Origin of the sequence: Streptosporangium sp. NPDC000563, assembly GCF_040299985.1 — a bacterium.
Classification (GTDB): domain Bacteria; phylum Actinomycetota; class Actinomycetes; order Streptosporangiales; family Streptosporangiaceae; genus Streptosporangium.
Genome location: NZ_JBEPDA010000031.1, coordinates 1 through 25,937 on the forward strand (window position 1 = coordinate 1; position 25,937 = coordinate 25,937).

Consider the following 25,937-nt stretch of genomic DNA (forward strand, 5'->3'; position numbering starts at 1 on the left):
ACCTGGCCACTCTCGACGATCTCACCGACCTCGTCACACACCTCGGCATCCCCAAACCGGAGACCAAGAAGGCGAGTTATTGATCTGCAGGCCCTTTAACTACCCGGCCTTGGGCGAGCCCCTGCGGGCCGCTACAAGCCAGCTTTGCCCATGGGATTGTCCTTCCAGCGGTCGACGGCGCGAACGTAGCCGTGCACGGTGGGGGAGGTGGGCTTCCAGCGGCCCTGTTCGGCGATTTTGCCGGTGGGCACGTTCGCGTCGGCCAGGGTGGTGGCGCCACCGGCGCGCAGCCCGTGCGCGCTGTAGCGTTCGGCGTCGGCCAGGCCCGCGCGCAGAGCGGCGTCCTTGACGATGGTGTTCAGTGTGACACCCGATAGGCGCAGGCCGCCGCGGCCGGCCCAGCCGGGGGTGCCGCCGATGCGGCCGAAGCGGTCGATGGGCCGCAGCAGCGCGCCGGTGGTGATGCCGTGCTCAGCCAGCACGGCCAGCCATGCCTGCACCGAGCGGACCGGGCAGGTGGCAAGGTGTGAGCCGTAGGGGACCGCGACGGTCTGCCCGGCGGCGTCCTGGTCGGTTTTGCTGACGGGGATGAACACCTCCAGTCCCTGGCGCGGGAAGGTGAGGTGTTCGCAGTCGAGGGCGGCGAGCTCGCTGCGCCGGCCCATCAGCGCGAAGCCGAGCACCAGCGCGGCCCGATCCCGGATCCCGGTGGGGGTGTCGTCGGGGGTATGCGTGATGAGGCTGCGCAGGATGTCGATGGTGATCGGCGGGGCCTTGCGTACCGTGTTACCCGGTTTGGCGCTCCAGGCGCGGCGGTAGGCGCGCAACGCGTCGCGGGCGGCGGTGGTGTGCGGCTTGGGAAGGCCGGCCTTGCCGTGCGCGGACGACACGCAGGCCAGCGCCTGATCGATGCTGGCCGGGGCCAGGCCACGTCCGGTGAGTTCGGCGACGAAACTGGCCAGGGTGGCGGCGGTGGCCGGCAGCGGAGTGCGGCCGGTGGCGGTGCACCAGGACAGGTAGTCGGCCCAGATACGGGCGTAGGCGCGGGTGGTGTTCGCCGCGGGGGCCGCCGCGATCAGCCGCGCAGCCTCCTCGGTCACGTACTCGTCGGCCGAGCGCCGATCGCCGGAGACCGTCACCCCGTCCAAGACGACCGCATCGTCCATCCGTGCCGCATTATCGACCGAAGCACGCCAGGCAAGCGCGGTCCCAGGCGAACTCGGCTCCTCGGGAGAGACATCCACTTCGGCACCGTCACCGGCACCAAGGCCTGACATCACGCCATCGTCGTCGTTGGGGCGCTTCAGATGCATGCAGCCACTCCCTGCCAATTCATAGGATCATCGGGTCTATTTCGATGCTCTTAGGCTTACGATAAGCAAAGTTATCGCAAGCCTGCCCGGGATGCACTGGGCTTCACTATTTCGTTTCGTGACGTGCGAAAATATGATCGTTCGCGAACGGTACGATGCTATTCTTTGCCGGTGAGCGAAGATCCTTCCCGCGCCTCCGAGCCCTTCCCGGCCCTTGAGAGGGTCGCCGAAGATCCCGCTATGGGGCGGATATGCGCCCGCTCGGGCTGCGTCAACCAGCTGGAACCGCTAGGCCGCCGCGGTGGTCGTCCAGCGCTGTACTGCGGGGACGCCTGCCGCGCCGCCGCGCATCGCGCCCGCACCGCCACCCACACCCCGATCCTCGCCGAGGCGCTCCGCCGCACTGGCGCGCTGAGCGGAGACCTGCTGGCCGCAGGTGAGCAGTGGAGCGTCCAGCTGGCCGCCTTCACCGAGGCGCTACAGGCCGCGACTACCGGCGCGCTCACCCAGATCGACGCCGCCGAGCAGGCCGCCGAAGAGGCCCGCGCCGCCGCCGCGGCCGCCGAGCAGCGCGCCGCCGACCGCATCGCCATCGCCGACCGGCGCGCTACCGCCGCTCAGGACAAGGCCAAGGCCGCGATCACCGCCAGCGAAAAGGCGATGGAAAAAGCCGCCGCGGCGCAGCAGCGTGCCGAGGAGTCCGAACGCGTGGCCTGGCGCACCGCTGGCGAGCACGAATCCGCCCGCGCCCACGCCCAGCAAAATGCCACCACCAGCGCCGAACGCGCCACCGCCGCCGAACGCGCGACCCGGCGCATCGCCTCCGAACGCGACGCTCTGCAAGGTGTCCTGGACGCCGAAGGTCGCCAGGCCCGCGCCGCGGCCAACGAACACGACCGGCAGATCGCCACCCTGAAAACCGCCCTGGCCGACCGCGCCACCGCTCTCGATCAGGCACATACCGATCTGAAAGCCGCTGCTAGCCGAGCCGAGCGCGCCGAGACCGCACGGGAAAAGGCGCACCAGGAAGCTGCGGCGGCCCGCGCCGAGACCATCCAGGTGCGCGAGGAACTCACCACCGAACGTGAGCAACTGCGGCGAACCGGCGTCCAGCGCGATGAGGCACGCACCGCAATCGCGGTGGCCGAGGCCCGGCTGGAGGTGCTGTACAAGGCGCTGGAAGGGGCCGAACTCCGTGCTCAGGCCGCCGAGCAGCGCGAAGAGGTCGCCCAGCAGACGATCAGCCGTCTGCTCACCCTGCAACCGCCTCCGGAAGCCACAGCGGCTGAGGGGGCAGGCGGTGCCGCACATCGCGAGGACTTCCCTGAGCGTCCCTGAGACGCTCGCCCCCTTCCGCCACAGCGGCCGTCGACGCCGGAAAACGCCCCTCTCAACACTGTGCTCCACCCCGGCGTAGAGGGACAGGAACCGAGCCTGACCAGGCGAAGAAACCAATGACCGGACCCGGGGCCGCCCATCGTCGATGGAGGCGTCACTGACATGCTGATGACGATTTCCACTGACAGCAGGTGACGAACCCCCAGTTCAGAGCGGCCTCCTCCTCGTCGCGCCGCCCCGGAAACGTCATGTGATGTCAGTGATCCCGGGGGCCTGTCCTGCGGCCGGCGCTGACCTGTGGGCAGCGAAGACCTTCTGTATCCGGCGTAGCAGCGAGCCTCACCGCATTCTCAAGGCAAGCCAGCTGGGTCTGGGCTTGATCCGGTTTGACGGACATCCTTTCGGGGCGAGCCCCTGATCTCGGATGTCCGTCAAACCGGATCAAGCCCAGAGATTATCGGCGCGCTGAGGGCGGCAGCCGTTTCGTTGGTGCTCACAAGCCGAGTGACAGCTACCTGCCGATTCCGATTGGCCCGTGCCCGTATGTTTCATATCGCTTCGTGTGATCTTGTGGTCACGCAATGATAGGATCATGTCGGGACGCCTTCTGAAGTGGATGGGTATCGCCGTGTTCGCCACCACGGTGAGCGCGATGGGTTTGTACCTGTTCACCCGGGATGGGCTGGCGCAAGCCGACCAGTCAGCCAGCGTGATCGGCGCGTTCATCGGGCTGAGCGCTCTGGCCCTGACGCTCTACATGAGGTTCGCGGATCGCCGTACGCCGTCGGCGAGTTCCGAGGAAACCATCGCCGCGGCTAAGAAGGCACTGACTGTCTTGGTGATCCAGCAGTGGCGCACCGAAGAAGCCATCCGGTCTTTGGATGAGCCTGAACCGATCCCCATCTCCTGGCGCCTCGTTGACGACGCGAGCTTGATGGATCATCCCCGGCTGGTCGGCGAGCACGCGCTGACGTTCAGCGGCTCCAGTGACGAGATCCCCGCCTTGGCCGACGCCTTTCAGACCCTACGGCGCCGGCGACTGATCATCACGGGCGGTCCGGGAACTGGCAAGACCACCTTGGCCATTCAGCTGCTGCTGCACCTGGCGGGCCCTGAACGTCGCGAGGCCGATCCGGTGCCGGTGCTGGTGCCGGTCAACGGCTGGGACACCGCCGCCTACCCACGGCTGCACGACTGGCTCGCCACCCGCCTGAGTGCCGACTACCCGGCGTTGCGCGCCGCGGAGTTTGGGGCCGACGCCGCCCACGCCCTGGTGACGTACGGTCACATCTTGCCTATCCTGGATGGCTTGGACGAGATCCCCCCGCCAGCCCGTATCGCGGTGATCTCTGCGTTGAACCGGTGGCTGGCCTCGGACGATCAGTTCATCCTCACCAGCCGCACCACCGAATACGCCCAAGCGGTCAGACAGGCCGGGGATGTACTGACCGCCACCGCAGTCATCGCTCCAGCCGCCATCACCACCGCCAGCGCCGAGACCTACCTGCGCACGTGCCTGCCGCCGGTGTCCCGCCACGACTGGACGCCAGTCTGGAGTGCGCTGCGCGACGGCTGTTGTCCGGGCTTGAGCAAGCTGGCAGAAACCGCGCTGGGACTGTGGCTGATTCGCACCGTCTACATCACCCCCGCCGCCGACCCCGCTGCGCTCACTGGCGTCTTGGCCCAGCAGGAGACGACGCTGCGGACCCACCTGTTCGACCACCTCATCGCCGCCGTCATCAACAGCAGACCTCCTAGCAGCGACTCCGCCGACTACTTCCGGCCCCGCACCGCTTGGAACCCTGAGCGCGCCCGCGACCACCTGGCCTACCTCGCCCGTCTGCTGCGCGACCACAACACCTACGACCTGGCCTGGTGGCATCTCGCCCAGCACACCGTCCCTGGCACCGAACGACGCCGCGCTGTCCGGGAGAGCGCAGTCACGATGGGGATCTGGGGCGGGTTCACGGTCGTGGTCATGATCGCGCTCTTGATCGGGGTCTCGGAACCCCCCTTGTTCCTGATGATGATCGTTTTGATGATCTGGCTCATGTTCGATCTCACATTCACGCTCTCGGTCGGGCTCGAAACGTGGTTTGCCGAGACTCCCGGATATGCCGATCTGCATCTGTCGGGAAGAACAGCCGACCTCATCGCACATGTGCGAAACGCGCTCGCGAACGGGCTCACGTTCGGGATCTTAGGCGGACTCGTACTCGGACTTATGTACGGGTTCGCGAACGGGCTCATATACGGTCTCGCCGGCGGGCTGGCGGTCGGGCTCGTCTACGGGATCTTAGGCGGATTCATCGTCGGGTTTGTGGTCGGATTCGCGGACGGGATGATCAAATGGGCGGAACAGCCCGCGTCCTCCACCGCCGCAACCCTGCCGCTGACGAGTTGGAAAGCCGACAGGGCCTTGACACTGCTGCGCGTCGTAACGCTTGGGCTCGCGGTCGGACTCCCGGTCGGGCTCTTGGCCGGGTCCTCATTTGGGCGCCTGGCCGCACTCGCAGCCGGGTTCGCGGGTGGGCTCCCTGTCGGGCTCCCCGTTGGGCTCGCGAGTGGGCTCGCGGCCGGGCTCATGGTCGGTCTCTCGCGCGGGCTCACCTTCGGAAATCACCATGCCTGGCTGGCTTACACGATCGCCGTCCGGCGGTTGGCGAAGAAGGAGCACCTGCCTCGCGAGCTGATGGCGTTCCTGGACGACGCTCACCGTCTTGGCCTGCTGCGCACCATCGGCCCGATCTACCAGTTCCGCCACGCCGAACTCCAAGACCACCTTGCCGCCCCACCATCATCGAGCAGCGAGCCCACAAGCCGGGCCGCGCCACCACGATCCACCGAAAATGCCATCTGAGCCGGACAACCTCGCACCGCATCGTCTGGATTCATCTGGCGCCACCCCGCTCAACGGCTCCGCCCTTGGCCACCTTGAGCTTGAAAGGACGTGCGATGCCTGACCATGCTGGCGCCGATTCCCTCGATCAGCGCGCCATCGCACCCACGACCAAGGTCATGGCGTTCGGCGTGTTCACCTTCTTCGATGAGCAGGAGTATCCGTAATGACCGCAGCCGATCCTTCGTCCCAGCACAGCCCACTCACGACGAGAGAGGGCTGGATGAAGTTCGTCCTCACCACATCTTCGGATTTCACCATCGTCCCTATCGAGCACAAAGCGGCCTTCAACGGGTTGCAGAGGGACGAGTATGAGCGCGACAAGCTCGAATACCACGCACGGCTCGTCGTCGCGACCCCGGCGCTCTGGCAGACCGTTCACGCCGGACAACGGCTCACCCTGCTCAACTGCGGCCAGATCAGTGCCCGCCGCGAACTGGTGGTCATCGGGGGCGCCGGGACCGGTAAGACCACCGCTATCGCTCAGCTCGGCAAACACCACGACCTGCAGCTGCGCCGCAGGCTCGGAGTCGGCAAGAATCTCCTGCCGGTCGTCTACGTCGCCCTCCCGCCGGGCGCCACCGCCAAGATGATCACCGCGGAGTTCGCCAGGTTCCTCGGGATCCCGCTGACGAAGAGCTTCAACCACATCAACATCACAAACGCCGTCTGCGATGTGCTCTGCGACCTGGGCACCAGCCTGGTACTCATCGACGAAATCCACAACATCGCACTCACCACCAGAAACAGCAAAGAAGCCTCAAAGCACGTCAAGCACCTCGCAGAGCGGATCCCCGCGACGTTCGTCTACTCCGGCATCGACACCGTCGGCCTGTCCAACGAAGGAAGCGGCAACCAGATCGCCAGCCGCTTCACCGCCATCACCACCTCCAACTTCGCCTACGGAAACAACGAACAACGCGAAGCCTGGAACGCCCTGATCGCCACCTTCGAAGACGCACTGCGCCTCGACCACCACCAACCCGGCAGCCTGGTCCGTCTCGCTGGCTACCTCCACAACCGCACCGGCGGGATGATCGGAAGCCTCTCCCACCTGATCCGAGCAGCCGCCATCGAGTCCATCCTCACCGGCACCGAAAAGATCACCAAGAAGGTTTTCGACCAGATCCAACTCGACCACGCCGCCGAGACCAACCGCAAGCAGAACCACCCGCGCCCCCAACGCTCGACCCGCGACCACCGTGACGACTCCGGCGAAGCTACATGAGTTCTGATAAAGGCCGCGGCCAGATCAGCTTCGCCTGGCCTGAGCCCCTCCGGCAACTACCGATACCTCAACGGCCCCTGCCCGGTGAGTCCACTCTCTCCTTCATCTAAAGGCTCGCACACGTCAACCACCTCGAACGCGACCTCGTACTTCGCGACTGAACCGCACCGGAGTACATCAAAGCCTCCAGCAATCCCGGCGCGGTTCAAATCGCTTCGCCGTCGTCCTGCACTACATCCGCCGTCGATCGCTGGCGCGACAATGCCACGTGAACATCGCGTGCAAAACGCCTGCAGCTGGAAACTGCACAGCTCAGCACACTCGGCGGAGTCCTCGAAATACGTGCTGACCTACACCGATAGCCCGCTGTGTGTTCCTTGCTGCTGATTGACAAGTAGTGATCATGCCTTAGATGGGTGAGACGAACCACGCGATACCTCAGATTGCATGAGACAACCTCACACCCACATGCCGAAACAGCAGGAACGATCGTAGAAACATCACAACTTCGACCCGATTTTTCCTACGGTTGCTAACCGTTCAAAAGTCGTGCTGAGCTGGGCAAAGACCATGACTCGGCTTCGTCACCCAAGCCGGTGCACGATGATCATGCCTCAGATGGATGAGACAACCTATCGAATGCCTCAAGTTGCATGAGACAACTCGGCCAGAAGGGCTGGGATGCCATAGCGCTGTTCGGGCTCCAAGGCTCTCGACCGGCCTCAGAGGAGGCACCTTTGGGGGAGAGGCTCTGATTCCCCCTGCCAGCATGATCAGCTAAGGCGTAGAAGCCACCTCTGACCTGCGGTTTCAGTCAACGAGACAGGTGTTTTGCCCGGGACGGCCCGTTTATGATCATGCCTCAGATGGATGAGACGAACCGCTCGATACCTCAGATTGGATGAGACTGCCTCAGATTGAGTGAGACGGGACACGAGCCGATGGGGCATCCGTCGTCTTTGCATCAGCCGTCGGATCCGTTCGGCACAGTAACTTGCGGGAATTACATTCCCGGTAGTTACTTGGACCTGGGAGAGACGCAACAGATCTTGTTTATTTATTTTTAATTTCTGGAAAATCAAAGATGCTAGGCTGCTGCGCATGCGGGAGCCGGGTGCGATGACGCCGTGTAAACACTGTGGGACGCCGATCGAGCAGAGGCCCGGGAGGGGACGGCCGAGGGCCTACTGCGCGCAGGGAGACTGCCAGGCGGTGGCCAAGCGCGAACGCGAGATGCGGCGGGCGACACCGGGGCTTGAGGGGGCACTGGCCAGAGCCGAGGAGTTCTACGAGCGCATGGAGAAGGGGATGACCGCGGCGATCGCGCCGCTGGCGCAGGTGCTGGCGCAGGAGCTGAGCCCGGCGGGGGTGGAGGCCAAGGTGAGCGCGGTGCAGGCCGAGGCGCACACCCGGGTGGCGATCGCGCGCACCGAGCGGGAACAGGCCTTCGAGCAGGTACGCCTGGCGCGGGAGGCTTCCGAGCACGCCCGGCGCGAGCGGGACGCGATGACGCGCCGCGTGGAGGAGGCCAATGCCGAACGTGACAACGCCCTGGCCGACGCGGAGACCGCCAGGGAGCAGGCACTGGCCGCGCTGCACGAGGCGGCCAGCACCGAACGCCGGGCCAGGCAGGCCGAGCAGGAGGCCACTCGCAGGGCCCAGCGGGCCGAAGCGGCCAGAGACGCGGCGCTGCGGGAGATGGCCGAGCGCGTCGAGGCCGCGGAGGCCGAGGCGCGCCGGGCCGAGGCGCGGGCCGTTCACGAACAGGAGCAGGCCGAGGGGGCACGAGCCGAGCGCGACCAGGCGTTGCGGGAGGCCGCGAGCGCGCAGGAGGCCAAGGGACAGGCCGAGCGTTCCGCTTCGGCCGCCTCGGCGCGTGCCGAGGCGGCCGAAGCGGAACGGGACCGGGCGCTGGCGCGTGCCGACGCCGCGGCGACCGCCCATGCCGAAGCCCTGACCGAGGCGGCCGAGGCGCGCACACGGGCCGACCGGGCGGACAAGCAGGCGGCCGAGGCGGAGAAGCGGACGGCGCGCCGGGTGGCCAAGGCCGAGGAACGGGCCGCCGAGAAGATCGCCGAGGCGGAGGAGCGCGCGGCGGCCAGGGCCGCCGAGGCGCTCGCCGAACGTGACGAGATGCGCCTGCGATTGGCCATGGAACAGATGCGCCTGTCGGACCTACGCGACCAGATGGAGACATTGCGCGCCGAGTCCGCCCAGCTCAGGGAACGCGCCGTCGCCGCTGAACTGCGGGCCGAGCCATCCGGGGCCGAGGGCTGACGAGCGGCTGGGCGCGGGGCCTGCCGCAGGTTCACGACAGGTTGAAGATCACCAGGGGATGACGCCGTCGTCCTCGAAGAACGAGCCGGTCGGACCCCCGTCGGGCAGGGTGGCGAGCCGGATCGCCGTGGCCGCGCCCTGCTCGGGGGTGCGGGGCCCCTGGAAGCCGGTGAAGTCGGTCGCGACCAGGCCCGGGCAGGCGGCGTTGATCAGGATGTCCGTACCGGCGAACTGCCGGGCGTACTGCACGGTGACGGCGTTGAGGAAGGACTTCGACGGCGCGTAGGCCGCCATGACAGGGCCGATCTCGATGTCCGGGTCCGCCTGCCGGGTGAGGGAGGCGACGCTACTGGAGACGTTGACGATGCGTGGCGACGCCGAGCGCCGTAGCAGCGGCAGCATCGCGTTGGTGACCCGGATGACGCCGATCACGTTGGTCTCCACGACCGTGCGGACCACATCGAGGTCGAGCGCTGTCGGGTCCTGCACCCAGCCCGGACCCACCGGTCCTGAGATGCCGGCGTTGTTGACCAGGACGTCCAGACGCCCAGCCTGCCGTTCGACCAGTTCCGCGGCCTCGGTGACGCTCTGGTCGCCGGTCACGTCCAGCGGCACCCCGAACGCCTCCACCCCGGCGGCGCGCAGCTTCTCGACGGCGGTCTTGAGCCGAACCTCGTCGCGGGCTCCCACGCCCACGCGGTATCCGAGGGTGCCCAGCCCGGCCGCGATCTCGTACCCGATTCCCTTGTTCGCGCCGGTCACCAGCGCGGTCTTCGTTTCACTCATGCCGTTGATGGTCGCGGGTGGACAAGCGATGCATCCAACACCGATACGGCATCCTGTCATACCCGACAGGTATCACCGAGGTATGTTGTGGCGGTGGACACTCTGGAAACCCGCGAGTTGAGGTACTTCGTGGCCGTCGCCGAGGAACTGCACTTCGGCCGGGCCGCCGAACGCCTCGGCATGGCCCAGCCACCGCTGTCCCGGGCGATCCAGCAGCTCGAGCGGCGCCTGGGCGTCTCCCTGCTGAAACGTAACCGCCGCGGCGTCCTTCTGACCGGCGCCGGCGAGGTGTTGCTGCACGAGGGCCGCGCGGCCCTGGACGCGACCACCGCCGCCGCCCGCCGCGCCCGCCGCGCCGGTGGCGCCGACGATCCGGACGGCCCCCGCAACCGCCTGGTACTGGCGGTGAAGGCCGCCGGCTCCCACGAGCTGCTGCGAAAGCTTCTCGACGCCTACGCGGCCGAACCCGGCGCCGCCGAGATCGAGGTGCTGCCGTGCGGCCTCTGCGAGCAGGAAGGGCTGCTGCGCGACGGTCGCGCCGATGTGGCGCTCATGCACGCGCCGTTCAACTCCCTCGCCGGGTTCGACAGCGAGGAACTGATGACCGAGGGGCAGATCGCCATCCTGCCCGCCGGACACCCCCTCGCCGCGCGCAAGACCCTGTCCCTGGCCGACGTCGGCGATGTCCCCGATCTTCCTCTCGCCCGCTGGCCCCGCCACGGCGTCTACCCGCCGGGGCCGGGTCCCGAGATCCGCGACCAGACACAGCTGGCCCAGCTGATCGCCCTCGGACGCACCGTGGCCGTCCTCCCCGACTCCGCCCGTTCCTGGCTGTGGGCCGAGCACACCGCCGTCCCCCTGACCGACGCGCCCCCCGTCGTCACCCACATCGCCTGGCCCGCGCACAGCCGCTCCCTCGCCCTCGCCGGCCTGGTCCGCACGGCCACACGACTGTGACGCTCTCCCGCCCTTCGTACTGGTCCGACGATGCGGGGATGACGACCTCTGGCCGGACCACGGCTTCTCCGGCAGCGCGAAGGCGCATCGCGGGCCGGTACGCCAACGCCAGGGCGTAACGGGAATCCCCGTCGTTCACGAGAGGGAGAAAGTCAAGGTAAGACTCCTCGCATGGAGTTTTTCTGTTATCACCGCGATCGACCTGACTCAGCGGCCCTGCGCGACGAACTGGTGGAAGAGCACTGGTCCTACATGGACGGGTACGCGGCAACGATGATCGCGCGTGGCCCGACCCTCGGCCCCGGCGGCGAGACGGCCACCGGCAGTGTGCACATCGTCGATCTGCCCGATCTCGCCACGGCGCGTGCTTTCGCCTTCGAAGAGCCCAACTACCAGGCCGGTGTGTATCGGGACGTGATGCTGCGCCGATGGCGCAACGTACTGGGGCGCACCATGTGGGATTTTCCCGGCGACCGAGACGGCGGTGACCGGTATCTGGTGGTGGGCCTCGGCTCCGGGCAGGCTGCCGACCTCGTCCCGCCGCCCGGCCGGGACGGCCTGATCGCCTATGGACCGTTGCTGTCGGACGACGGCACCACCTGGCTGGGTACGGCGCTGCTGGTCCAGGCGCCGGGACCGGACGCGGCACGCGACGTCCTGACCGCGGGCCGGTACGCCGACATCGAGGTCCACGACTGGAGGTTCGGCGGGCGGCGATGATGAGTGCTTGACCGGCGCCGAGGGCGGGTGACGAGTATCGTCGCCCGCCCTCGGCCCTACGTTGCGGCATCATATTTCCATCTGGCAATATGAGTGCATGAGCGCCTACGCAGCCCTGGCCGAGCCGCACCGCAGACAGATTCTCGACCTGTTGCGTGACGGCGAGCGGCCCGCCGGGGAACTGGTGAAACGCCTCGACCTCAGCCAACCCGGCGTGTCGAAGCACCTCAAGGTATTGCGCGAGGCCGGACTCGTCGTGGTGCGCAAAAACGGCAAGCAACGCATATACGCGTTGCGCCCGGATCCCCTCGCCGAGGTCGACCAGTGGCTGGAGCCCTATCGCGTGTTCTGGTCCAGACACCTCGACACCCTGGAACGACACCTGGAGGAGAACCCATGATCGACGGAACCCTGGAAACCATCGACGGCCGCCCGGCGCTGCGCTTCGAGCGCACGCTCGCCTACCCGGTCGAGCGCGTGTGGCGAGCCGTCAGCGTGCCCGCGGAGCTCGAGCGCTGGTTTCCCGCGGCCGCGGACTGGACACCGGCGACGGGAGAGAGATTCGAAGTCGCCGGCGTGACCGGCGAGGTGACAGAGGTCGATCCACCCCACCGCCTGGCCTGGACCTATGCCGGCCAGGCGTACAGCTTCGATCTGACCGCTCACGGAGACGGCTGCCGCCTGGTCTTCACCCACGTCTTCGACGACCGCGACACCTCAGCGCAGACCGCCACCGGCTGGGACGCCTACCTTTCGCGGCTTGAGCCTCATCTCGCCGGCAAGGACCTCTCGGAAGAGGACGCGCACGAGGGGTGGGAGAAGAATCACGAACGCTACGCCGAGCGCTTCGGGGTCGACCCCGCGCCGGGTCGGCGCTTCGCGGCGGCTTTGCGCGCAGACAACGGCGACACCTGATCCCTCGCACCACGGCGGCCGTCCCGCCCAATTCGGTGGCGTCCTCGCTCATCAACTCCATTCGCGTTCTGTGACGGGACGTGGCTCGTACGTCCAGGATTGGCATGGTTTCGGGAATGGAGCCGCGGTGAGCTGGAGGCCCGCTGAACTCGGTCAGGGCGGCGACACGGGCCGCCGCCTTGCGCCACCGCGCGGAGCCGCGTTTCTTGCGGGCGAGGTCGCGCTGGGCGCCGGCGAGACGGCCGGCGGAGGCGGCCAGGTGGCGCGGGTTGTCCAGGTGCTCACCGTCGCCGGTGGTGGCCAGCGACGCCACGCCCAGGTCGATCCCGACGGTGGTGCCGGTGGCGGGCAGCGGTTCGGCGGGCACGTCGTCACACGACACGATCACGTACCAGCGCGAGCCCTCCCGCTTGACGCCGATCGTCGGCCGGGCGGGGTTCGTCCAGGAACGCGCACCCTGTCGAAAACGGACACGGACTCCAGGATTACGGACAAGAACGCGCACGATCATGATCTGCGCGAGTGGCCGTGCCGTAGACCTGCTGGAGGAAAGCGAGCCACGCGCCCGCCGGGATCGGGGGACACGTGACCGCCAACTCACGTCATCAGCGGTGGGAACGGAGAGGACGTACAAATGCGAGTCAAGAACACGCTTACCATGGCGACCGCCTCGGTGGTGGCCGGGGGAATCCTGCTGTTCGCAAGCCCGGCGGCGACTGCGGCCACCGCCATCACGGCGTCGCGGAGTGCCGAGGCGACGCACGGTGCGAGCGCCTCCGCACCGTCAGTGTGGTGGACGGAGGGCTACTACATGTTCCATTACGAGTGCGTCCAGTCGGGCACGGCATGGGTCGCCATGGGCGCAAGGTCGTACGCCTGCGATCAGGCGGGACCCGCGAACTACCCGTGGAGACTCCGCATCCTGGACTGAACGGTCTCCTTCGGGCGGCAAGAGTGAAGCCTTTCGATGAGGCGTCCTGCTTCGGTCGTGAGGACTTCGAGGTCTCTGTCGATGTCGAACCCGACGGTGAAGGTGGTTGCGAGTCCTACGTCGACGGGGGCTGGAGATTTCTTCAAGCGGAGAGTTTTACATGCGGAGCGTGTGGGCTGCGGCTGCGCAATCCTGGCGAGTCGGAGGCGCCGGCCTGGACCTCAACGTTCATATGCCGGGAAAGGAGGGGAGGAGGATGAGCTTTCCGATTGGTGAAGCGCACGTCGCGGCCGTCGTGTCCTCCAATCTCGTGACAGTTGGCACGACGGCGGCCCGGCCCGCGATCAGTCGCTGTGTCCGTCGAGTCGGCTGCCCGGCTCGGGGTCGGTGACGGGAAACAGCTCCAGCTGCTCGGAGACGGGCTCCTGCGTGGTCAGCTTCAGGCAGCGGCGGCAGGTGACCGCGCCCCGGAAGGGATCTCGGGATCGGTGAAGCCTCTTCCTCTTCGTTGAGGTTTTCGTCGTGGTGGCGAAGCCGAGGAGTCGTGTGTCAGCCCCGGTTGAGGATGACTCGGTCTGGTACTGGGCGCCGCCCTGGCAGAGGACGCCTGCTCACGCAGAGGTTGGCTCCGTACACCAGTTCAGGCGCCTCAACCGCTCGCTGGGCAGAGGTGGCCTCGCATCGCCGGGGCCTGGGCGCCACCCGGTGCCGCTCCGGGAACGGCTGACCGCAGACGGCCTTGGGTTCCGGCGTACCCAAGGATGCACGACCTCCCAGCCCCCCAACAGCCTGGGCTCGCCCTTTGGGTTCGCACGAACTCAGGGCTTGAGCAGCAGCTGAGCGGCCGAGCCCGGCAGTCTTCGCGCGGGTCTTGCGACGTCGCCGCGTGACGGCACGATCCGGCGCGGGCGACGTATCGTCCGCGCCGGGTGTGAGGTTCCCCCCGCAGGACCGGCGGCTGCTTGGCCAGCGGAGCCCTCTTTTCCTCGGTCAGTGCCTGTTCCAGCGCATCCAGGGTCTGTCCGGCCACCGCCGGCCCGGCCGACTCCTGGTGCGCCCGCACGATCGTGGAGTCCACGCTGACCACCTCCAGCCCGAGTTCTACCAGCCACGACCAGCCCTCACCAAGATCCGAACTTTGAACAGTTCCTAGTCCTCGGCCATCGCGGTAAAGGTGAATCCGGTGCTCGTCGTACGGCGCAGCGGAATGTCGCACTTGATCCGGCGCAGCACCTCGTTCCTGCTGATGCCCAACCCCTGGGCGAGGAGCCGTTCCGGACGCACCGGCACCGGATCCTCGAAGACGACCTCCACCCGCACCGGCCACGCCTCGTCGGACCATGCCGACCGGATGTCCAGCCGCCAGGCCCCTGTCCAGTCCAGGACGAAGCGATTGCGCCTGGCGAGCAGCGGATCCAGCAGCCTGGACACCACCAGTTCCGGATCGTTGACGCGGTAGCCGTGAAGTTCGGCCGGATCGAAGGATGTGACCGGTGCCCGCTCGTGCACGGTGAGCTTGCTCGTCCGATCGCAGGACACGCAGCGCACCAGCAGCCACACGTCCAGCAGCTTGCCGTTGGCGTTGACGCGGAACCTGCCTTTGCCGGGGGTGGCCGACTCCGATCGGCAGTCCACGCACCGCAGTGACAGCAGAGGAAGCCTGGTCCGGCGAACGACCCAGGGCAGCACGATATGAGGTTGTGAAGACATGATCTCTCTAGACCTGACACGAGGCCGATTGCGCGCGACCTCAAACGCTGTAGGACCGGGCGCACACGGGCAGCCCGGCAGGACCGACGGGAAGGTCGGCTACAGGTGAGCGAAAGAAGGTGTCAGGTCTGGAAAGCAGGCGGGGTCACGCGGTTTTGTCCTCTGTCCTCACTGCGACGGGGCTGGGAGGCAACCTACGGGAACGCGGAAAGAAGACTCAAACGGTTTTCCGGCGGCGCTACCGGCCCCTGGCTGACGAAGGCCGCCCAGGGGACCGGCATCCGTCGCCGGTGTCCACGGCTTCGTGTCAGCCCTGGGTGATGACACAGAACTCGTTGCCCGCCGGGTCGGTGAGAACGATCCACGAGACGTCCGTCCTCACTGCCCAGGCCCCACGTCCGCGGGCGTCGCCCCCGACTCCCGCAGGCGCGCGACCAACTCCGCCTGATGGGCCGCGGGCGAACGTCACCGCCGTATCGACGTCAGACGGCGCGGCGGGAGCGGGTCAGGGCCAGCCCGCCGAGTGCCATGGCGATCAGCCCCACCGCCAGGGCCATGAAGCCCCCGACTATTCCGTACCCGGTGCCGGGACCACCGTCCGCGGCGGCCACGACCAGCCCGCCGACGACCGCGCCGACCGCCCCCGCCACCAGAGCCACGACGGCCCCCCTTCTCCCGGAGCCGGAGCCGATACGCCCCGCGGAGCGTGCCAGGGCGAGCCCGCCGACGACCACGCCGGCCACCCCCAGCAGCACGGCGATCAGGGACCACAGACGCCCGGCGGTCATGGTGTAGGCGCCGACGGGGTCCAGTTGGGCCGAGGCATGCGCGGCCGCCGGTGCGGCGAGTGCGAGGACCGCGATCGGGGCGGCCGCGACGGCGAGCAGGTGACGGACGGACATGGGGCGCTCCTTTTCTGTGTCTTCTCCGGCGAACCGGATGTCGCCCGATCATGTCCGCCGGACCCGTCGCCGGTCGTCCCGCACGGGCGGGCACTTCGCGCTGCCACCGACGCGCACCCGGTTGCCGTGAACGCCGTAGGAGCCGCGAAAGATACCGCGGATGCGGTAGCCGGAGACTGGTCCGCGCGCAGGAGTCGCCCGCGGGGACATCCGGCTAAGGTCCCCCCATGGGGACAGGACGGTCCGGCGTGCGGGCGAATGCCACAGACTGGGTGATCGCCGTCGGCGTGGCGGCGACACTGCTGGTCACCGGGCTGTCCGGGCGGCACTCCACCCCCCACCTGGAGCTGCTCGGCTACGCGCTGCTGGCGGCCGGCGGCCTGGTGCTGGTCGCGCGCCGTCGTGCTCCACGCGCCGTCCTGGCCGTCACCGGGCTGTGCGCGGTGGGTTACCAGGCGGCCGGTTTCGACGTGCCCGCCGTCGCGTACCTGTTCGCGGTGTACGCGGCCGTGCGGGCGGGGCACCGCGTCTTCACGGTGGCGGCGAGCGTGATCATGCTGGCCCTTCTTCCGCTCGCGGCCCTGGCCGCGGGGTCGCACGACACGGGTGAGGCGTTCGCGCAGGCCCGAGGTGCCCTTGAGCTGGCCTGGCTGATCGCGGCCGGCGCCGCGGGGGAGGCGCTGCGGCAGGCCGAGCGGCGGGCGGACGAGGCCGAGCGCACCCGGGAGGAGACCGCGCGGCGCCGCGCCGACGAGGAGCGGCTGCACATCGCGCGGGAGTTGCACGATTCGCTCACCCACCAGATCTCGATCATCAAGGTGCAGGCCGAGGTCGCCGTCCATGTGGCCCGCAAGCGTGGTGAGCAGGTGCCGGAGGCCCTGCTGGCGATCCGGGAGGCCGGTCGTGAGGCGACCCGGGAACTGCGGGCGACCCTGGAGGCGCTGCGCGAGGAGGATCCGACCCCGCCGCGCGGCCTCGACCATGTCGCCGAACTGGTGGAACGGGCCCGGACCGGCGGTTTGGAGGCGACGCTGACGATCGAGGGGCGGCGACACGACGTGCCGGCCGCGGTGGAGCGGACCGTCTACCGGATCGTTCAGGAGTCGTTGACCAACATCGCACGTCACGCCGCCGCCGCGACGGCGTCGGTCCGGATCGACTACCGTCCCGACACCCTCGCGATACGCGTCGACGACGACGGCAAGGCCAGGTCGGACGCGGCCCCGGTGCCCGGTGTCGGTCTGCTCGGGATGCGCGAACGGGTCACCGCCCTCGGCGGGCACCTGCGGGCGGCACCGCGCGAGGAGGGCGGGTTCACCGTCCAGGCCGAACTTCCCGTGGAGCGGACGTCGTGATCCGGGTCCTGCTCGTCGACGACCAGCCGCTCGTCCGCAGCGGATTTCGCGCGCTCCTCGACCTCGAGGACGACATCGAGGTGGTGGCCGAGGCCGCCGACGGCAGGCAGGGGCTCGCCCTGGCCAGGGAACACCTGCCCGACGTCGCTCTCGTCGACATCCAGATGCCGGTCGTCGACGGCATCGAGGCGACCCGGCTCATCGCCGCGGACCCGGCCCTGGCCGGGGTGCATGTCGTCATCCTGACCAACTACGGCCTGGACGAACACGTCTTCAACGCGCTGCGCGCCGGCGCGGCCGGATTCCTCGTCAAGGACATCGTGCCCGAGGACTTCCTGCACGCGGTACGCGTCGCCGCCCGGGGCGACGCGCTGCTCGCCCCCTCGATCACCCGCAGGCTCATCAACCGGTACATCGCCCAGTCGCCCCGGCCCGGCGCCGGCACCGGTCTGAAAGAGCTCACCAACCGTGAACGCGAGGCCGTCGCCCTGGTCGCGCGGGGTCTGTCCAACGACGAGATCGCCGACCGTATGGTGATCAGCTCGTTGACCGCGAAAACCCACATCAACCGGGCCATGACCAAGCTTCATGCCCGCGACCGCGCCCAACTCGTGGTCCTCGCCTACGAATCGGGCCTGGTGGTCCCACACGACTCCTGACCTTCGCGATCGCTCGTCGCGCGCGTGCCGTCGCCGGCGCGCGGGCCGTACCGGTGCAGCGCCTCGACCTGCTCGTAGGACGGCACCTCGCCGGTGACCGGTTCGCCCCGGGCCACCGCCAGCGCCGTGGTGACGGCCGTGCGCAACGCCGCCCGAAACAGCAGCGACCCGTAGCTGACGCGGGCCACCCCCAGTTCGGCGAGCCGTCGCATCGGCACGCCGGGGGAGACGAGCACGTTCAGCGGTGCCCCGGCCCCGGCCACCAGCGCCTCGATGTCCCGCTCGGCACTCGCGCCCGGTACGAAGACCCCGTCGGCCCCCGCCTCGCGGTAGGCGCGGGTCCTTTCCAGCGCCAGAGCCGGGGCATCGGGCAGGTTCAGCCAGAACGCGTCGGTACGGGCGTTGAGGAACACCTCGGGAACCCGGCTCTTGACCACCGCGACCAGTTCGGCCTGCGCAGAAAGGCCGGCCAGGCGGTCACCGCGCCCGTCTTCGAGGTTGATCCCCGCCACTCCCAGTCCGGCCAGCTCCGCCACCAGGTCGGCGACCCGCTCGGGCGCCTCGGCGAAGCCCGCCTCGATGTCCACCGTCACCGGGACGCCCAGTCTCGTTATCGTCCGTGCCAGCCGCAGTGTCTCCTCCCGCGTCGCCCGCCCGGCGTCAGGCTTGCCCGCCGCGGCGGCCACCCCCAGGCTCGTCGTCCCGATCGCGGCGAACCCTGCCTGTGCCAGGGCCGCCGCGGAGGCGTGGTCCCACGCGCAGGGAAGCAGCAGCGGCTCGTCCGCGTGGTGCAGCGCCCTGAAGCGCGCGAACGTCATCGGGTCGCCGCCTCGATCGTCCCGGCCGCCAGTGCCAGCGCGACGTGCCTGCCCGGGCAGGCACGCGGCCCCGCCCCGAACGTCAGGTACTCCGCTTCGCCTCCCGCGCGCGGGAGGTCCCGGTCAGGGAGTGCCTGCGGATCCCGGCCGGCCGCCGTGACGTCGAGCACCACGATCCTCCCGTCGCCGGGCGTCCTGCGGCGCAGCGTCCGGACCGGAGGATCGTGGCGCAGTGTCTCGTCCAGCAGTTCCTCCACCGACCACGCCTCGGCCGGGCGCGACTTCGCGGGAGTGGTTCCCCCTCCCGCCGGAAACCGTGTCGCTGCGGCGGCCAGGGCTCCGCGGACCAGGGCGACGGTGGGAGCGTATGCCTGGGCGAGCAGTCCCGCCAGCACGGCCAGCCGCTCGGAAGACGGGTCACCCAGCAGGCGCGAGAGCTCCACCAGCCCTTGGTCGGCCACGTCCCTGCTCTTCTCCTCGCCAGGCCCGGCCCCGACGCCGGGCAGGTAGGCCGGGGCGATCGCCGCGACGGCCCGCACGGCACTCGGCCCGTCCTCGGCGCGTACGCCCAGCGCGATGGCGAGGACCAGCACCGGAACCTGTTCCGGGGGACAGGGGGCAGGGGCGATGTCCCGCGAGGCCAGCCGGAACGCCTCGGCGCGCAACGCGCCCGGGTCCAGCTCGGCCAGTACCGCCACCCCCGCGGCCCGGCGCTCGGCGTGCATGGACCCCTCGGTGAAGCGGCCGACCGCTCCGCGCAGCCACGCCACGGTCAACGCGAACGGCGGGCGCGGTACGGGGTCGACGGTGAAACGGGAGTCGGCCAGCACGGCCCGTATCTCGGCGGGACGGCTCACGACCAGCGGGTCGGACGTCATCGGTTCTCCTTGAGTGGGCGCCTCCCCTCTCGGTCGGTGGGCGAAGGAGAAGGCGCGGGACTCGGTGATCTTCAGAAGGTTAGACGCCGGACGTTTCGGCACCTGCCGAAACGTCCGCGTCCACTCACCCGCGTCCACTCACCCGCGTCCACTCACCCGCGTCCACTCACCCGCGTCCACTCACCCGCGTCCACTCACCCGCGTCCACTCACCCGAGGCGAAGTCGGCGATGACCGGGGGCGGCTGCTGTGTGGAGGCCGCGCACACCGAGGTCGTGGTCCCGGCCACGGCGCTCGCCGCTCAGCCGCGCCAGCCGTCCTCGTCCACCCCGCCGGGCACCTCCGCCTGCGGGTCGTAGGGGGTACGGGTGAAGACGAAGGTGTTGAGGTCCAGGTGGCTGAGGGAGCCGTCGGGCCTGCGGACCACGCGGAGGGTCTCGCCCGCGTAGTAGCCGTCCAGCCCGAGCCAGGTCCCGTCGTCCTGGGCGGTGAACCGCGAGGCCCGTCCCGCGCCGCCGATCGGGTTGAGGGAGAGACCGCCCTCGGGCAACAGCCGCAGCGCGTACGCGCTGGGCCCCCAGTACCACGGGCCGGTGAGCTCCAGCAGACCTGCGGTGTCGGCGACGGGCTGCCATTCGTCGGGCAGGCGCGGCTCGTGCTGGTCGAGGATGGCCAGCAGGTCGCTCAGCAGGGTGCGGCCGACGCCCGCGGTGGAGTTGGCGGTGAACAGCACGCCGACCTTGTCGGCGGGGTCGGCCCACACCGTGGCCAAAAAGCCCGGCATGGAGCCGGTGTGACCGGCCAGGCGGCGGCCGCCCGCCCGGGCCAGTTGCAGGCCCAGGCCGTATCCGCCCGTCCAGGCGTCGCCGTCGTCGACGATCGCCGGCTCGCGCATCTCCGCCACGGTGTCCGGGGCGAGCACGTCCCCGGTGTCTCCGGCGACGAACGCCGCCCACCGGGCGAGGTCGGCGGGGGTGGACCACAGCTGCCCGGCCGGGGCCATGGCGACCGCGTCGTGTTCGGGTTCCGGCAGCAGGACGTCCGCCCAGGGGTGCACGGCGTAGCCGGTGGCGTGGGGTGCGCGTGGCCGGGGCGTGGTGTCGCGCATGCCCAGGGGCAGCAGGATCTCCTCGTGCACGGCCTGTGCCCAGTTCACGCCGCGGTGGCGGGCGACCAGCTCGCCCAGCAGGGCGAAGCCCACGTTGGAGTAGTGGTAGCGGCGTCCCGGCCGGTGCCTGGCCGCCTCGGGCCCGAGCGCGGCGACGAGGTCGGCGGCCGGCACGCCCTCGGTCCGCTCCCACCACTGGCCGGGGGACTCGGCGCTCAGCCCCGAGGTGTGCGACAACAGCTGGGCGACGGTCATCTCACCGACCCGCAGGTCGGGAAGGTGCTTGGTGACCGGGTCGAGCAGGCCGACCTTCCCCTCGTCGCGCAGGCGCATCACCACGACGGCGACCAGGCTCTTGGTGATCGAGCCGATGCGGTACTGGGTGCCCGGGGTGGGGGCGGCCCCATCCACCCGGCCGCGCGCGCCGAACCAGGCGAGCTCCCCGTCACGCACCACGGCGGCGGTCAGCGAGGGCAGGCGTCCCTGGGACTGCTCGACCGCGATCCTGCGCAGCAGCGCGCGAGCCGTACTCTCCAGAACCGGCGACATCAGATGGCTCCTCACCCGACACGAAACCCAACGCGAAAAAGTGCCCCCAGGTTAGTGCCGCCCGAACCGGGAGGGCATCGCCGACGGCTCGGCGCGACGGGCGATCAGCGGCTCCACAGCATCTGGGCTTTCGCCTCCGTACGACGGCGAATGCGACGAAGCCGGCGGTGTGACCGGCCGAGAAGGCGGCGCACGCCGAGCGGGCGGTCCGAGCGGATGCGCGTGCCGAACTTTCGGCCTGGGCACCGGGGCGCCGCCCCGAGGAGGCGTCCGGGAAACCCTCTATCTCGCCAATCCGGGTGATTCCGCGTTGGAACATCGCCGCTGCTGCGGGGGAGGCGGAGCGCCGCTTCGCGAGGGTCTCGTCCGTCCACGGCGGACGACAAGGAAAGGGAAGTATCCACACCTTTCCACTCTTAACGTATAGCGCACCGGGGGGCTTGCCACAAGACCCGGGTCATGCCGCAGAATCGTCGGCCGAAGCCGGAAGTTGCGGAAACGGGGGATGCGAAGTGAGTGTGTTGCCGCCGACGTATGAGGGGGCCGGGAAGGCCTCTCGTCCACCTCGGATCGGAGCCGAGGACGTGAACCCGGTGACGAATCCGCTGACCAGCAGCGCGTTCGACCTTCCCGCCCATCTCGCCGCCAAGGCCGACCCGGCGCTGATCGCCGGCGACGAACGGCACTTCGTGGCCATCGCGCAAAGCCTTGAGCACACGATCGCCGACCTGTCCGGCCGCCTCGACGCCGAACGCAGGGCGCCCGGCGGCAAAGGCCGGCAGGCGCTGGACCGGGACCTGGAGATCCACCGGCTGTCGGCTCGCCTGCGCACCCTGCGTCGCTTCGGCCTGGACCTGTGTCTTGGGCACATGGTCGGCGCGGACGATTCCGAGCCCGTGTACATCGGACGGCTCGGCCTCACCGACAGCGCGGGCCGCCGCCTGCTGCTCGACTGGCGCTCTCCGGCGGCCGAGCCGTTCTTCGGAGCGACCCACGCCAACCCGATGGGGCTCGCGAGCCGCCGCAGGTACCGCTGGAGTCGCGGCCGGATCAGCGACTACTGGGACGAGGTGTTCACCCCGGAGGGATTCGAAGGACACCACGCGGCCCTTGACGACCAGTCCGCCTTCATCGCCAGCCTGGGCGGTGACCGGTCGGCCCGGATGCGAGACGTGCTCGGCACCATCCAGGCCGACCAGGACGCCATCATCCGCGCGGGATCTCGCGGGGCTCTCGTCGTCGACGGCGGTCCGGGGACGGGCAAGACCGTCGTCGCCCTGCACCGCTCCGCCTACCTGCTCTACTCCGATCCCCGTCTCGGCCACCACCGGGGCGGTGTGTTGTTCGTCGGCCCGCACCAGCCCTATCTGGCCTACGTCGCCGACGTCCTGCCCAGCCTCGGAGAGGAGGGCGTGCGCACCTGCACCCTGCGAGACCTCGTCGCCGAGGGAGCCGGCGCGACGGTCGAGACCGACCCGCGGGTGGCCCGCCTGAAGGCGTCGGCGGACCTGCTGAAGGCGATCGAGCCGGCCGTCAGGTTCTACGAGAACCCGCCCGCCAAGGGGATGACGGTCACGACCCACTGGTCCGACATCTGGCTGGGCCCCGACGATTGGGCCGAGGCGTTCGGGGCGGCCGAACCCGGCACCTCGCACAACGAGGCACGCGACCAGATCTGGGAGGAACTGCTCAGGATCCTGATCGACAAGCACGACGACGAGGTCTCAGCCGACCTGCTGCGCAGATCGCTGCTGCGAGACGAGGAACTGCTCACCACCTTCAACCGCGCGTGGCCGCTGCTGGAGGCGGCCGACCTCGTCGGAGACCTGTGGTCGGTGTCGGCCTACCTGCGGATGTGCGCTCCCTGGCTCGACCCTGAGGACGTCCGGCGACTGCAGCGCGCCGACGCCCAGGCATGGACGGTGTCGGACCTGCCGTTCCTGGACGCGGCGCGACAACGTCTCGGCGACCCGGAGACGTCACGACGCAGGCGCCGGCAGGAAGCCGCTCTCGCCGCCCAGCGCGAGCGGATGGCCCAGGTCGTCGACAACCTGATCGAGGCCGACGACGACGGTGAAGGGCTCGTGACGCAGTTGCGCCGCGCGGACCTGCAGCGAAATCTGATCGACGAGTCCGAGCTGCCCACCTTCGAACCGGACCTGCTCGCCGGCCCGTTCGCGCACATCGTCGTGGACGAGGCCCAGGAACTCACCGACGCGCAGTGGCAGATGTTGCTGCTGCGCTGCCCGTCGCGGAGCTTCACCATCGTCGGGGACCGTGCCCAGTCCAGGGGCGGTTTCACCGAGTCGTGGAGCGAACGGCTTGAGCGTGTCGGGCTCGACCGGATCACCCTGGCCTCCCTGAGCATCAACTACCGGACGCCGAAGGAGATCATGGCGGAGGCCGAGCCGGTCATCCGGGCCGTGCTCCCGGACGCCAACGTGCCGACCTCCATCCGCGGCGGTGCCGTCCCCGTCGTCCACGGATTGGTCTCGGAGCTGGGCTCGGTCCTTGAGACCTGGCTCGCCGAGCATGCCGAGGGCATCGCCTGTGTCATCGGTGCCCCCACGTTCCAGGCGACCTCTCGGGTTCGGTCGCTGACCCCGGAGTTGTCCAAGGGGCTGGAGTTCGACCTGGTCGTCCTCGTCGATCCGGAGACGTTCGGCACGGGTGTCGAAGGAGCGGTCGACCGCTATGTCGCGATGACCCGGGCGACCCAGCGGCTCGTCATCCTGTCAACACCCTGATCGCCCGCCCTGTCCGGCCGGGGTGCGGGGGATCCCCCGCACCCCGGCCGTGTCCGCCGCCGTGTCCGCCGCCGTGTCCGGCGAGGTCGATCCGGCGAAGGCGGTCCGGCTCCGCGATCACGTCGATCTCGGTGATCCCGTCCTTGGTGATCGTGAAGCCGAGCACCAGGCGCAGGTGACCGTAGGGGGCCATCGCGAGCCCGATCGCCCCGTCGAGCAGGACGGGTCCGGTGAACCAGGCCCGTTCCATCGCGGCCATCGCGCCCTCGGCCACGGAACGGGAGCCGCGGACCACGAAGGGCTCGGGGGTGGGGATGACCGCTGCGTCGGCCCGGAGCACCACGTCGGGATGGAGCAGGGCGACCAGCGCCTCGAAGTCCCCTGCGCGCGTGGCGGCCAGGAAGGCGTCGACGACCCGGCGCCGGCGGGTCAGGTCGGCGTCGGGGGCCGCGGGTGCCCCTTTGACCCGGCGGCGGGCGCGGCTCGCGAGCTGCCTGGTCGCGGCCGGCGACCGCTCGAGCATCGGGGCGATCTCCTCGAACGGCACGGCGAACATGTCGTGCAGCACGAAGGCGAGACGTTCGGCCGGTGCCAGCGTGTCGAGCACCACCAGCAGCGCCACCCCGACCGAGTCGGCCATCAGCACCTCCCGTTCAGGGTCGGTCCCGGCCTCCTGCCGGCCGATGAGCGTGCCGGTCACCTGCGCGTCGATGGGGTCCTCACGCCGATGCTCGCGCGCACGCAGCATGTTCAGGCACACCCTCGCCACCACCGTGGTCAGCCACCCGCCGAGGTTGTCCACGTCGCCGGCTCCCGCGCGGCTGACGCGCAGCCAGGCCTCCTGCACGGCGTCGTCGGCCTCGCTGAGCGAGCCGAGCATCCGGTAGCCCACCGACCGCAGACGAGGCCGATGCTCCTCGAAACGCCCTGCCAGCCATTCGCGTTCGTCCACCGTGTCACATTCCTTCGCCGCCGGGGGTCATAGCAGTACATCCGAAAAACACCAGCCGAAAGTACCGGGAGGTCGACTCCCGGCCGAACGAACACTGGAGAAGCCATGACGGCACCCATCCTGGTCACCGGAGGCACGGGCACGCTCGGCGGCCACGTCGTCCCCCTTTTGCGGGAGGCCGGTCGCGAGGTACGGACCCTGAGCCGCCGTGATCACGGGCCCGGCGACGGCGTCGAGCACTTCTCCGCCGACCTGCTCAAGGGCGAGGGGATCGAGCCCGCGGTGAAGGGCGTCGAGACCGTCCTGCACCTGGCGGGCGGCAGCAAGGGCGACGACAAGGCGACGTGGAACCTGGTGGGCGCCGCCTCGAAGGCCGGTGTGCGGCACATCGTGTACATCTCGGTGATCGGGGCGAACACGATGCCGCTGAGCTGGTTCAAGACCCAGCTGGAGGCGGAGCGGGCGGTGACGGACTCCGGTATTCCGTGGACGATGCTGCGCGCGGCCCAGTTCCACGACCTCGTCTTGAAGATCGCGGAGATGATGGGCAGGATGCCGGTGGTCCCGGTCCCGGGCGGGCTGCGCTTCCAGCCGGTCGACTCGCGTGAGGTGGCGGCCCGGCTGGTGCAGCTGACGCTGGGGCGGCCGGCCGGCCCGGTCCCCGACCTCGCGGGACCTGCGGTGTACGGGATGGGGGAACTGGTCGGCGGTTACCTGCGGGCGCGCGGCAAGCGCCGGATGATGATGCCGGTGCGGATGCCGGGAAAGGCCGGCAAGGCCTACCGGGCCGGGGAGAACCTGTCGCTGGACGGGGCCGATGTGGGCAGGCGGACCTGGGAGGAGTTCCTGGCGGAGCGGGTGCGCTAGCGCGCCGGCGTCTTCGTCCGTGACACGCG

Annotated in this window: 21 protein-coding genes and 1 pseudogene; 13 read left to right on the top strand and 9 right to left on the bottom strand. The window is 69.4% G+C overall.

Going from position 1 to position 25,937, the window contains the following annotated elements; all coding sequences use genetic code 11:
* Window positions 1-131: 131 nt before the first annotated feature.
* Entirely contained in the window at window positions 132-1,166 is a 1,035-nt protein-coding gene (locus tag ABT352_RS36850; protein ID WP_350949670.1) for a site-specific integrase, read from the bottom strand.
* Between the two features lie 318 nt (window positions 1,167-1,484).
* On the opposite strand from ABT352_RS36850, the gene ABT352_RS36855 reads away from it, so the two are divergent.
* From ABT352_RS36855 to ABT352_RS36870, 4 genes are all read left to right on the top strand, one after another.
* Window positions 1,485-2,651 carry a coiled-coil domain-containing protein gene (locus ABT352_RS36855; RefSeq protein WP_350949671.1) on the top strand — a complete coding sequence of 389 codons (1,167 nt, stop codon included), beginning with the start codon at window positions 1,485-1,487 and terminating at the stop codon, window positions 2,649-2,651.
* Between the two features lie 592 nt (window positions 2,652-3,243).
* Window positions 3,244-5,511, top strand: coding sequence for an NACHT domain-containing protein (locus ABT352_RS36860; RefSeq protein ID WP_350949672.1), 2,268 nt, complete (start codon window positions 3,244-3,246; stop codon window positions 5,509-5,511).
* A 205-nt stretch (window positions 5,512-5,716) separates the two neighbouring features.
* Window positions 5,717-6,778, top strand: a complete 1,062-nt coding sequence (locus ABT352_RS36865; protein ID WP_350949673.1) for a TniB family NTP-binding protein — start codon at window positions 5,717-5,719, stop codon at window positions 6,776-6,778.
* Window positions 6,779-7,990: 1,212 nt separating this feature from the next.
* Entirely contained in the window at window positions 7,991-9,055 is a 1,065-nt protein-coding gene (locus tag ABT352_RS36870) for a hypothetical protein (protein WP_350949674.1), read from the top strand.
* 48 nt (window positions 9,056-9,103) lie between these two features.
* Here the strand turns inward: ABT352_RS36870 and ABT352_RS36875 are convergent, their stop codons facing one another.
* Window positions 9,104-9,841 carry an SDR family oxidoreductase gene (locus ABT352_RS36875; protein ID WP_350949675.1) on the bottom strand — a complete coding sequence of 246 codons (738 nt, stop codon included), beginning with the start codon at window positions 9,839-9,841 and terminating at the stop codon, window positions 9,104-9,106.
* Between the two features lie 93 nt (window positions 9,842-9,934).
* Between ABT352_RS36875 and ABT352_RS36880 the strand changes: the two genes are divergently transcribed.
* From ABT352_RS36880 to ABT352_RS36895, 4 genes are all read left to right on the top strand, one after another.
* A complete protein-coding gene (locus ABT352_RS36880) occupies window positions 9,935-10,798 on the top strand; it encodes a LysR family transcriptional regulator (protein WP_350949676.1) in 864 nt (287 codons plus the stop codon).
* A 171-nt stretch (window positions 10,799-10,969) separates the two neighbouring features.
* Entirely contained in the window at window positions 10,970-11,518 is a 549-nt protein-coding gene (locus ABT352_RS36885; protein WP_350949677.1) for a YciI family protein, read from the top strand.
* Between the two features lie 97 nt (window positions 11,519-11,615).
* Entirely contained in the window at window positions 11,616-11,918 is a 303-nt protein-coding gene (locus ABT352_RS36890; RefSeq protein WP_350949678.1) for an ArsR/SmtB family transcription factor, read from the top strand.
* On the top strand, window positions 11,915-12,433 hold the full coding sequence (locus ABT352_RS36895; protein WP_350949679.1) for an SRPBCC domain-containing protein: 519 nt from the start codon (window positions 11,915-11,917) through the stop codon (window positions 12,431-12,433). Before ABT352_RS36890 ends, ABT352_RS36895 begins: the two co-directional genes overlap by 4 nt.
* A gap of 166 nt (window positions 12,434-12,599) precedes the next feature.
* Here ABT352_RS36895 and ABT352_RS36900 read toward each other — a convergent pair.
* Window positions 12,600-12,944: pseudogene (locus tag ABT352_RS36900) on the bottom strand (transposase); the annotation flags it as partial.
* 123 nt (window positions 12,945-13,067) lie between these two features.
* On the opposite strand from ABT352_RS36900, the gene ABT352_RS36905 reads away from it, so the two are divergent.
* The gene (locus ABT352_RS36905; RefSeq protein WP_350949680.1) at window positions 13,068-13,364 is read left to right on the top strand and encodes a hypothetical protein; all 297 of its coding nucleotides are present in this window, start codon (window positions 13,068-13,070) and stop codon (window positions 13,362-13,364) included.
* 1,149 nt (window positions 13,365-14,513) lie between these two features.
* On the opposite strand, the gene ABT352_RS36910 is transcribed toward ABT352_RS36905, so the two are convergent.
* Both ABT352_RS36910 and ABT352_RS36915 read right to left on the bottom strand, forming a co-directional pair.
* On the bottom strand, window positions 14,514-15,053 hold the full coding sequence (locus ABT352_RS36910) for a DUF1062 domain-containing protein (protein ID WP_350949681.1): 540 nt from the start codon (window positions 15,051-15,053) through the stop codon (window positions 14,514-14,516).
* A gap of 503 nt (window positions 15,054-15,556) precedes the next feature.
* Window positions 15,557-15,976, bottom strand: coding sequence for a DUF6223 family protein (locus ABT352_RS36915; RefSeq protein ID WP_350949682.1), 420 nt, complete (start codon window positions 15,974-15,976; stop codon window positions 15,557-15,559).
* 227 nt (window positions 15,977-16,203) lie between these two features.
* On the opposite strand from ABT352_RS36915, the gene ABT352_RS36920 reads away from it, so the two are divergent.
* Entirely contained in the window at window positions 16,204-17,331 is a 1,128-nt protein-coding gene (locus ABT352_RS36920) for a sensor histidine kinase (protein ID WP_350949683.1), read from the top strand.
* Entirely contained in the window at window positions 17,328-17,990 is a 663-nt protein-coding gene (locus ABT352_RS36925; protein ID WP_350949684.1) for a response regulator, read from the top strand. Before ABT352_RS36920 ends, ABT352_RS36925 begins: the two co-directional genes overlap by 4 nt.
* Here ABT352_RS36925 and ABT352_RS36930 read toward each other — a convergent pair.
* The 3 genes from ABT352_RS36930 to ABT352_RS36940 form a co-directional block, all read right to left on the bottom strand.
* Window positions 17,954-18,808 (bottom strand): isocitrate lyase/PEP mutase family protein, encoded by an 855-nt coding sequence (locus ABT352_RS36930; RefSeq protein ID WP_350949685.1) that lies wholly within the window; start codon window positions 18,806-18,808, stop codon window positions 17,954-17,956. The genes ABT352_RS36925 and ABT352_RS36930 overlap by 37 nt on opposite strands.
* The gene (locus ABT352_RS36935) at window positions 18,805-19,686 is read right to left on the bottom strand and encodes a cytochrome P450 family protein (RefSeq protein WP_350949686.1); all 882 of its coding nucleotides are present in this window, start codon (window positions 19,684-19,686) and stop codon (window positions 18,805-18,807) included. Before ABT352_RS36935 ends, ABT352_RS36930 begins: the two co-directional genes overlap by 4 nt.
* Window positions 19,687-19,986: 300 nt before the next feature.
* Window positions 19,987-21,342 carry a serine hydrolase domain-containing protein gene (locus tag ABT352_RS36940; protein WP_350949687.1) on the bottom strand — a complete coding sequence of 452 codons (1,356 nt, stop codon included), beginning with the start codon at window positions 21,340-21,342 and terminating at the stop codon, window positions 19,987-19,989.
* 593 nt (window positions 21,343-21,935) lie between these two features.
* Here ABT352_RS36940 and helR point away from each other — a divergent pair.
* Window positions 21,936-24,089 carry an RNA polymerase recycling motor ATPase HelR gene (helR, locus tag ABT352_RS36945; RefSeq protein ID WP_350949688.1) on the top strand — a complete coding sequence of 718 codons (2,154 nt, stop codon included), beginning with the start codon at window positions 21,936-21,938 and terminating at the stop codon, window positions 24,087-24,089.
* Here helR and ABT352_RS36950 read toward each other — a convergent pair.
* Window positions 24,070-25,041: a sigma-70 family RNA polymerase sigma factor gene (locus tag ABT352_RS36950; protein ID WP_350949689.1), complete on the bottom strand. Its 972-nt coding sequence runs from the start codon at window positions 25,039-25,041 to the stop codon at window positions 24,070-24,072. The genes helR and ABT352_RS36950 overlap by 20 nt on opposite strands.
* Before the next feature lie 105 nt (window positions 25,042-25,146).
* Here ABT352_RS36950 and ABT352_RS36955 point away from each other — a divergent pair, with 105 nt between their 5' ends.
* Complete coding sequence (locus ABT352_RS36955; RefSeq protein WP_350949690.1) at window positions 25,147-25,908, top strand: SDR family oxidoreductase; 762 nt, start codon at window positions 25,147-25,149, stop codon at window positions 25,906-25,908.
* The last annotated feature ends 29 nt before the right edge of the window (window positions 25,909-25,937 follow it).